The organism is Mesorhizobium sp. M2A.F.Ca.ET.067.02.1.1, assembly GCF_004023285.1.
Classification (GTDB): Bacteria; Pseudomonadota; Alphaproteobacteria; order Rhizobiales; family Rhizobiaceae; genus Mesorhizobium.
The window spans coordinates 1-2,361 of sequence record NZ_RZSB01000841.1 but is presented as its reverse complement, the minus strand read 5'-3'; the positions used below and the strand labels follow the sequence as shown (position 1 = coordinate 2,361).

Here is a 2,361-nt window from a genome sequence, read left to right as displayed (position 1 = left end):
GCCCGGCGCTGACCAGCGCTGCCGTCGACACCGCGGGGCTGGGCGAGCGCGCCGCCCACGTGATGCTGAAGATGATCCAGTCGCGCACCACGCGCGCCGAGGACCATATCGGCGCCGTCAGCCTGGTCGTGCGGGAAAGCAGCGGGCCAAACCGCAACAGCCAGGTGGGAGACGCGGCATGAGCACGCGATGGGGACTGATCGGCGCCAGCACGATCGCCAAGCAGTTCATGATCAGCGCCATCCGCGCGCAGGCCAATGGCGAGATCGCAGCCGTGATGAGTTCGAACGCGGAGCGCGCGGAGGCCTACGCCCGCGAGAACGGCATTCCGGCCGCCGTCTCGACCCTCGACGCGCTGCTCAACTCGGACATCGACGCCGTCTACATCTCCACCACCAACGAATTGCATCTTGAGCAGGGCATGGCGGCGATCAAGGCGGGCAAGCATGTGCTGTGCGAAAAGCCGCTGGCGCTGACTAGCGCCGATGCGAAGACGATGGTTTCGGCAGCGAAGAACGCCGGCATCGTCTTCGGTACCAATCATCACCTGCGCAACGCCGGCGCTCATCGCGCCATGCGAGAGGCGATCGCCGCCGGCCGCATCGGCAAGCCGATCGCGGCGCGCGTCTTCCACTCGGTCTTTCTGCCGGAGAACCTGCAAGGCTGGCGTATCACCAGGCCCGAGGCCGGCGGCGGCGTGGTGCTCGACATCACGGTGCACGATGCCGACACGCTGCGCTTCGTGCTCGGCGACGATCCGGTCGAGGTTTCGGCCTTCACGCAATCGGCCGGCATGGCTGGAAGCGGGCTGGAGGACGGCGCCATGTGCATCTGGCGCTTCAAGTCCGGCGTCATCGCCCAATCGCACGAGGGCTTCACCACGAAATATGCCGGCACCGGCTTCGAGGTGCACGGGACGGAAGGCTCGCTGATCGCCGCCAATGTGATGACGCAGAAGCCAATCGGCTCGGTGCTGCTGCGCACCGCGAGCGGCGAAGAAGAACTGAGCTTCGACCGCGAGGACCTCTATACCCGCTCGGTCCGCCAGTTCCACGCCGCGATCCGCGGCGAAGGCCAGCCTTCCGCCACCGGCGAGGACGGCATCTGGTCGCTGGCTTCGGCCGAAGCCGCGCTGCAATCGTCGAAAACGGGCAAGGCTGTGACCATCGACCCGCAACTTGGGAGCCTCGATTGAGCAAGCTCGTCTCGGCGGCATACGCCGCCAGCCTGATCAAGGACGGCATGGTCGTCTCGGTATCGTCGTCGAGCGGCCTTGGCTGCCCCGACGCCGTGCTTGCCGCGATTGGCGAGCGCTTCGACGCGGAAGGCCATCCGAAGGCGATCACGACGCTGCATCCGATCGCCGCCGGCGACATGTATGGCATCAAGGGCATCGACCATCTCGCCAAGCCCGGCCTGTTGAAGCGCACGCTGTGCGGCTCCTATCCGTCCGGCCCCTCCTCCGCCGAGCCGCCACAGATCTGGAAGATGATCGGCGACAATTCAGTCGCGGCCTACAACGTGCCGTCGGGCATCCTGTTCGACATGCATCGCGAGGCTGCCGCCAAGCGCCCCGGCGTGCTGACCAAGGTCGGCCTCGATACGTTCGCCGATCCGCGCCACCAGGGCTGCGCCATGAACGCCGCCGCCAGCGAGCCGATCGTGTCGATTGAGCAGTTCGACGGCGAGGAATGGCTCTACTTCCGCTCGATCGTGCCGAATATCTCAATCATGCGCGCCACCTCCGCCGACGAGCGCGGCAACCTCACCTACGAGCATGAGGGTGCCTATCTCGGCGGGCTGGAGCAGGCGCTTGCCGCCCGCAACAATGGCGGCATTGTCATTGCGCAGGTGAAGCGCGTCGTCGAGAACGGCACGCTGAAGCCGCACGATGTCCGCGTTCCCGGCGTGCTGGTCGACCATATCGTGGTGGCGCCCGATCAGTTGCAGACGACGCAGACGCCTTACGACCCGGCGATCTCGGGCGAGATCTTCCGGCCACTGTCGAGTTTCCGCACGCCGGAGATGAACATCCAGAAGGTGATCGCCCGCCGCGTCGCCATGGAATTGCGCGACGGCATGGCCGTCAACATCGGCTTCGGCATCTCCGCCAACGTGCCGCGTATCCTCCTGGAGGAAGGCCAGCACGGCAAGGTCACCTGGGTGATCGAGCAGGGCGCGGTCGGCGGCGTGCCGCTGCTCGACTTCAAGTTCGGCTGCGCCTCGAACGCCGAGGCAATCATGCCCTCGCCGCACCAGTTCATCTATTTCCAGGCCGGCGGCTTCGATGCCTCGCTGCTCTCCTTCCTGCAGATCGACCGCCACGGCTCGGTCAATGTCTCGAAACTTTCGGCGCGGCCC

The 2,361-nt window shown here is 66.2% G+C and carries 2 protein-coding genes and 1 pseudogene; all 3 read left to right on the top strand.

Features of this window, described 5'->3' with window-relative positions:
- A pseudogene (locus EOA28_RS32605) lies at positions 1-182 on the top strand (substrate-binding domain-containing protein); the annotation flags it as partial.
- Entirely contained in the window at positions 179-1,195 is a 1,017-nt protein-coding gene (locus EOA28_RS32600) for a Gfo/Idh/MocA family oxidoreductase (protein ID WP_126081450.1), read from the top strand. The pseudogene EOA28_RS32605 and the gene EOA28_RS32600, both read left to right, overlap by 4 nt.
- A partial coding sequence (locus EOA28_RS32595; protein WP_128315694.1) for a malonate decarboxylase subunit alpha occupies positions 1,192-2,361 on the top strand: 1,170 nt, incomplete at its 3' end. The genes EOA28_RS32600 and EOA28_RS32595, both read left to right, overlap by 4 nt.

Excerpts from the sequence above, each read along its gene's own strand:
- EOA28_RS32600 (WP_126081450.1), top strand. The coding sequence starts at position 179 with ATGAGCACGCGATGGGGACTGATCGGCGCCAGCACGATCGCCAAGCAG.